This is a genomic window from Eubacterium sp. CAG:161 (assembly GCF_000432355.1).
Taxonomy (GTDB): domain Bacteria; phylum Bacillota; class Clostridia; order Lachnospirales; family Lachnospiraceae; genus Eubacterium_G; species Eubacterium_G segne.
In genome coordinates this window covers 1-4,808 of record NZ_HF991831.1, presented here as the reverse complement: position 1 = coordinate 4,808, position 4,808 = coordinate 1, and the positions used below count along the sequence as shown (strand labels likewise).

Annotated in this window: 6 protein-coding genes and 1 pseudogene; 1 reads left to right on the top strand and 6 read right to left on the bottom strand. The window is 38.6% G+C overall.

Annotation, left to right across the window (positions count from 1 at the left end; genetic code table 11):
- Positions 1-220: 220 nt before the first annotated feature.
- Positions 221-622: a hypothetical protein gene (locus tag Q5O30_RS00145; protein ID WP_302674479.1), complete on the top strand. Its 402-nt coding sequence runs from the start codon at positions 221-223 to the stop codon at positions 620-622.
- Positions 623-687: 65 nt separating this feature from the next.
- Here Q5O30_RS00145 and Q5O30_RS00140 read toward each other — a convergent pair whose 3' ends face one another.
- The 6 genes and pseudogenes from Q5O30_RS00140 to Q5O30_RS11645 all read right to left on the bottom strand — a co-directional run.
- Entirely contained in the window at positions 688-1,212 is a 525-nt protein-coding gene (locus tag Q5O30_RS00140; RefSeq protein WP_302674478.1) for a hypothetical protein, read from the bottom strand.
- Positions 1,213-1,349: 137 nt separating this feature from the next.
- Positions 1,350-1,601, bottom strand: coding sequence for a hypothetical protein (locus Q5O30_RS00135; protein ID WP_021951747.1), 252 nt, complete (start codon positions 1,599-1,601; stop codon positions 1,350-1,352).
- Between the two features lie 4 nt (positions 1,602-1,605).
- Positions 1,606-2,031, bottom strand: a complete 426-nt coding sequence (locus Q5O30_RS00130) for an SMI1/KNR4 family protein (protein WP_021951746.1) — start codon at positions 2,029-2,031, stop codon at positions 1,606-1,608.
- Positions 2,032-2,046: 15 nt separating this feature from the next.
- On the bottom strand, positions 2,047-3,120 hold the full coding sequence (locus Q5O30_RS00125; protein ID WP_302674477.1) for a hypothetical protein: 1,074 nt from the start codon (positions 3,118-3,120) through the stop codon (positions 2,047-2,049).
- Between the two features lie 188 nt (positions 3,121-3,308).
- Positions 3,309-4,025 carry a resolvase gene (locus Q5O30_RS11650; RefSeq protein WP_370553093.1) on the bottom strand — a complete coding sequence of 239 codons (717 nt, stop codon included), beginning with the start codon at positions 4,023-4,025 and terminating at the stop codon, positions 3,309-3,311.
- Positions 4,026-4,184: 159 nt separating this feature from the next.
- A pseudogene (locus Q5O30_RS11645) lies at positions 4,185-4,703 on the bottom strand (recombinase family protein); the annotation flags it as partial.
- Positions 4,704-4,808: the final 105 nt, after the last annotated feature.

Genomic DNA, 4,808 nt, shown 5'->3' with positions numbered 1-4,808 from the left:
TGGCAAAAAACGAAGCTATAGCTGCAATCACTGCTTCTCCCAAATCATTATCTGCGGAGAATGTGGTGAAATGTTCCGAAAGCTCCACTGAAACAATCGTGGAGTTAAATCTATCGTCTGGCGTTGCATCAGTAGGCTTGAATCCACAGGACTAGAATGCCACGCCAGAACCATTAACGAACCGGTCCTTCAGGATGCTGTCGTCAAAGCAATCAACCAGATGCTTGGAGACAAAAGTAGCTATCAGGTACAGCTACAGCTCAACATTGCCTCAGTCATCCGAGCTTCGCAGGCAACCTCCGTTGAAAACATCGATGAGAAGCTGATGGTCCTACAGCAAGAGCTTATCCAGAAAGCCCAGAGCAAAGAAGCCTATGACGAAATTGCCGATGAAATATTCAGGCTTCGAGAACTCCGCCAGAAGACCACCGTCGACACTGCCGCAAGGGATGAACAGATAAAGCGGATCAATGACCTACAGGATTATATCGCACAGCAGACTACCCACCTCACCGAATTTGAAGAATCGCTGGTACGACGCTGGAGCAAACAGATCACCATCTGGGATGACCACATCACCGTCGAACTGAAATCCGGACTTAAAGTTGATGTAGAAAAATAAGCATAGAAAACAAAGGCTCCTCACCACTGGAACTAATCCGGTGATGGGGAGTCTTTCCTTAACTATTAGACCTTTTTACCGCCTCTTGGATAAGGTGCTTTTTCTTTATAAATACGGCTATTTTTTGTGTTGTAGTGTTGTCCATGTGCTTTTACCATGTGCTCAATAGGTGATTCATGCGTTCCAGCAGCAACATCTGCTACAGTATCTGCTACATTTTTTATTGTATCAGAATTGACTGCTTTTTTAACACTCGGACTTTGCGTTGGAATTTTTACGTTCGTGCTCTTCTTTTTTCCTCCACCATTAACTACACAATCTGTAACAACTCCTGCACCTATAGTGACTACAGCTTTAGCGATTTCAGTAGCAATCGGATACTTATTGGAGAAGTTTGTCACAGCCTCCACAGCCTTTGCTATCTTTGCTCCAATACCCTTATGAACTGGAGCATCTACAGGCAGAGATTCTTTTATATGTTCCTCTGATTTTGTGATCTTCTTTTCCTGAATAGGCCCCTTGTTTAAATCTTTATTCACAGCATCCGTAGTATTAGGTTCTACCGATGGTTCCACCGTATTGTTTTCCACTGATGGTTCAATAACCGGTTCAGCTAGAGAAATCACCTCACACGAAACAAACGGTCCATCACCAAAATCTATCTTTTCTTTTGTTACGGGATTGAAATACCAATTCGTTGGATTTTGCCAACTCCCACCATGTGCTTCTAGGTGCTCTTCCCTGTAAGAAATTGAATGTTACCAGGATTTCTTTGATATTCTGGATATTGTTCCGCACTTTTCATATGCTGACCTTCGAAAGCTTTACCATTTTCATCGTAAGCTTTGCCTTTTTCAAGAATATCTTTCTGCTGTTCAGGAGTCCAGTTTCTTGTTCCTTTTCCCTCTTTAACAAGTTCTTGTTCTTTTTCCCAGGCTTCACGTATAGCTTTTTGAGATTCTGCTGTTCTTCTTGACATCGGCTTAATCTCCTATACCAAGCAGATCGTACAAGTCATTCAAAAATGCTATAAAATCATCATATATTTCATCATCTTCGATTCTTTCAGCTTCTTGATTATAAATAGCTATTTTCTCACCAGCCTTTTCGCAGAGGATAGGGTCTCCTGATGCGAGTGCACCGATGACGATATAATCTTCACTAGGTCTGTCATTGTTATCTACATTAACTACAGGTTTATGTTCAACACCATATAGCTGAATACCTGCTGGCAAGAAAAACTCCCCACCATCAGAAAACAACAACCATTCCTTATATTTTTCCGGTAGCTTTACATTGTGCTCTTTCTCGAATTCGGTTATTTTTTCTTCGGTTGTTGCTTCAAGGAAATTCATCTTTCCTTGCTCATTAAACTTATCTACAATTACTTTCAATTCATCAGAAATCATCTAGATATTCTCCTTTCACACGTTTTCCAAATCATTGGGAGCATCTTCTAATCCCCATAAAAACGGGGCATCTTTAATATCACGTCCATTTAAGCAATCTTCTAATTCTGGACGTATTGTTATGGTATTAATGTCAAAAACTTTTGGTGCTCCAACCCTTACATTTTCTCTAAGTTTCGCATCGTACCCATCCCTATCAAAATGATTTGTTACAAGCACTAAATTATGCCCTCCAAAGCATTTTACTTCATCTGATGAACTACATGATTCGTATCTAATACCATCAAAATCCTTATCATTCAACACCCACTGTAATAATAACTGTGGCATAATATATTCTTCAATAAATTTGCTCCCCGGGTGCTCCACTACTAATGAGCAGGCAGCTCTTAATGGATAAGTACAGATATATTTAAGTAAATATAATTTAACTTGTTCAGCATCTTTTTCGTTGTGAAACCAAGAGATAAAACTATGTTTAAGAGGCATTAACTTTTCAGAGAAATCAATAAATTTCATGTAGTTATTTTCACTCTGTGGAATATCAAATCTTGAAATCGCAAATTTCTCAGGCTTTCCACATTCAAACCAACACAATTCTGCTTGAGATGCTAAATACAAGCATGGATGCCCCGGCATACTATATCTTTCTGTGCCCACCAAATAATTTTTGCTGAGTGGAATATGAAACAGCTCTTTTCTTTCCAAAGGAAATGGATTGTCATCATAAATAGCACGTATTCTATAATATGTTTCCAAACGATAAGCACCAGAATATCTTTGCATGAGCTGAGATTTCATGTTATCAAATACCTCAAATGCTTTTTGAGATGCAGAAACAATTTTCCCGGCGTTGTAAAGTTCTAATACTTCAATTAGCAACTTTGAATTTCTATCAATGTTTTCTACCTGTTCTGTTACCATTTTACACATACTCTTTCCTACAAGAGGGTTGTCTTCTGGTTTCAGAGCCTCTTTTACATCTTTGACGTATTCAGCAAAGTTTTCTCGAAGAAACTCTGCACTTGATTTATCGCTTCTTTTTAAATGACATCTATATTTTTCGAGAAGACATAATAATTTATCCACGCATCTCACTCCTTCCATAACATCCAATCCACTGCCTAAACCCTACCGCATTTTTTCGACCATCCACTTTTTCTCCAGTCAGACTAAAAAGTAGATATGTTTCCATACAAGAAAACCGAGCTTTCTGCAAGGCTTCTCTGATGATGCTAACCTCGCAAAAAGCCCGGAAATACGCCACTTTTCAGCTCTTATTTATCTTTCCTTGACAGCAAACAGACCGTCTCATTTTGTGTATCATTGTCCAAACTTAGTGTAAACTCTTTTTCTATAATCGGCAACTTAAATTCTATAGATTTCAGCCACTGACCATTCTCTTTGCGTTCTTCGTAAATCTGCACATTATCCACTAACTGCGACAGGAACTCCCGTTTCTCTGCTTCGTTCATTTGAGCATACAATTTATCAAAGAACACGAGTGCCTTGTAAATGTTATCCCCTGTAATCTTATCTGCCAGCAGAGAACGTTTCTTAGCCTTTGCAGATACAAGCAGTTCCTCTGCATCATCTATTTTATCATAAGTCTTGTACAAATGGTTCTCTAAATCTGTTTTTCTTCGCTGATAATGCTTATCCTCATAATCAAGAGAATCCATATCTGATAAAATAGTATCTTTATTATGATATAGCTTTCTTAATTGTATTTTATAATTTTCTATTTCCTGATCTAATGCGCTAGTATCTACTTCCATATTTATTTTGTTGCGGATTAAATCCGAAAAGTTAGGATTACTAACCAATTTACTAATCACCTCTGCAACAGAAGCATCCAGCATTTCTTCATACACCTGTTTTTTGTAATCACACTTATGACCTCTAGTCATATTTCTGTGTTTGCAGCCATAATAATAAAAATCCTTATAGTTACTTCCATCCTTGCGTTTCTTAATAGACTTGTTGCCATACATTCCTGCACCGCAGACAGGACATTTCAAAATTCCTGATAATAGATGAATCTTTTCTCTCTTGTCACGATTGACCTTTTCATACTTTTTAGCCTGTGCCGCCACCTTGACCTGCGCCTGCTCCCATACTTCTTCTGATACAAGAGCTTCGTGCAGACCATCTACTAACAGGTAATCGTCTTTCTTAACCTGCCTATACTCATTTCTTGTACCATGAACCTTTTCTGTCCGTCTTCTTCCATAAGAGATTTTGCCACTATAAACCGGATTCTGTATAATCCTTCTGATAAGAGCAGCATCAAATAACGGATTTTTACCATTCTGTCTGGCTATCTTATGAATTCCATGATTTTCAAGGTACTTTACAATTCCATTTGCACCCAAATCCGTATTTACATATTGGTCAAATATCATTCTGATGGCAACTGCTTCTTCCTCATTGACTTCCAGTTTTCCATCAATGAGAGAATATCCATATGGTGCAAAACCACCGTTCCATTTACCTTCCCTGGCTTTCTGCATCCTTCCTTCCATTGTCTGAACACGAATGTTCTCACGTTCAATCTCTGCCACTGCTGACAGAACAGATATCATAAGTTTCCCGGCATCTTTGGATGAATCTATTCCGTCCTCCACACAAATCAGATTCACTCCAAAATCCTGCATTACTTGTAATGTTGCAAGTACATCTGCCGCATTTCTTCCAAATCTGGAAAGTTTAAATACAAGAACATAAGATACTTTCCTTCACCGCATCCGTGTGAATACGGTAGTTCACCTTTGATA

Excerpts from the sequence above, each read along its gene's own strand:
- Q5O30_RS00145 (WP_302674479.1), top strand. The coding sequence starts at position 221 with ATGCTTGGAGACAAAAGTAGCTATCAGGTACAGCTACAGCTCAACATT.
- Q5O30_RS00135 (WP_021951747.1), bottom strand. The coding sequence starts at position 1,601 with ATGTCAAGAAGAACAGCAGAATCTCAAAAAGCTATACGTGAAGCCTGG.
- Q5O30_RS00130 (WP_021951746.1), bottom strand. The coding sequence starts at position 2,031 with ATGATTTCTGATGAATTGAAAGTAATTGTAGATAAGTTTAATGAGCAA.
- Q5O30_RS11650 (WP_370553093.1), bottom strand. The coding sequence starts at position 4,025 with ATGTATGGCAACAAGTCTATTAAGAAACGCAAGGATGGAAGTAACTAT.